The following is an 887-nucleotide window of genomic DNA, read 5'->3' as shown; positions in this document are numbered from 1 at the left end:
GTAAGCGTCATGCAGAGGCCGCGCCGACCGTTCAGAACTCAAATTCCGATAGTCGTTCGTTGACGGCAGCGAGGTCAAAAGCATCGGGATCGAAGCTGCCGCCACACCATGCGAGCAGTTGCTCATGGTCTTCATGAGACGGGTCGGTTATAGCTTCTAAGAATTCGATGTACCCGGGTCCACCACCGACGTCTTCGGGCGGACAGGCGTTGCGGCCGGCCAAGCAGATCGGCGAGCGTAAGTCGGAATCAGGCGGCAAGATTTTTTCGACTTTGACGCGATGTTGCCAATTGTCGCCAAAGTCGTAGATATAGGTGAACAATTTCCGATCACCAAGTGCCACCGCGAGGGTTGCCTTGGCTTCGTCTAACACAGGCGGATCGTCGGGGACATCGGGTCGGAAGAGCGGATCGACCTCCCCATAGTTTTTGTCTCCAATGACGTACTCATGCACGTGGCCACCGTCCCACCCCATGGTCATGAGCAAGATGACGTGAAGCCTGGAAAGCTCAACGGACCCGAGAACGAGAATCTGCCGCCAAATCGCCGGTCTGAGACCCAGTAGTTCAACCCGCAACTGATAGATGAACTCTGGAGAGCTGACCATTCGCAACGTGGGTTTGCGACTGCTTGATTTGCGTGCTTGAGCCATCGTGATGGTCCGTTAAGCTGCGAGCTGTGTGGCCTGTTCAACGGGCATCAGGCGCCACGGCAGCAGTTCGTCGACGCGGTTGATGGGATGATCGGCGATCCGTTCGAAGACAGCACGCAAATACGCAAATGGCTCCACATCGTTTAGGCGTGCCGTTCCGATCAGGCTGTAGATTATCGCAGCGCTCTCGCCGCCGCCGTCGGACCCTGCGAACAGATAATTCCGGCGTCCAAGA

At 56.7% G+C, this 887-nt stretch carries 2 protein-coding genes; both read right to left on the bottom strand.

What is annotated here, in order from left to right; genetic code table 11:
- Positions 1–31: 31 nt before the first annotated feature.
- Positions 32–652: a plasmid pRiA4b ORF-3 family protein gene (locus AWB67_RS38725; RefSeq protein WP_087660932.1), complete on the bottom strand. Its 621-nt coding sequence runs from the start codon at positions 650–652 to the stop codon at positions 32–34.
- 12 nt (positions 653–664) lie between these two features.
- Positions 665–887 (bottom strand): transposase domain-containing protein (locus AWB67_RS38720; RefSeq protein ID WP_143746837.1); only part of this gene is annotated, 223 nt, incomplete at its 5' end.

This window comes from Caballeronia terrestris, from assembly GCF_001544515.1.
GTDB classification, from domain to species: Bacteria; Pseudomonadota; Gammaproteobacteria; order Burkholderiales; family Burkholderiaceae; genus Caballeronia; species Caballeronia terrestris.
The sequence above is the reverse complement of the archived record's forward strand: the minus strand, read 5'-3'. Positions and strand labels throughout refer to the sequence as shown.

What these genes read in the sequence shown, in the direction of transcription:
- AWB67_RS38725 (WP_087660932.1), bottom strand. Translation starts at nt 652, where the DNA reads ATGGCTCAAGCACGCAAATCAAGCAGTCGCAAACCCACGTTGCGAATG.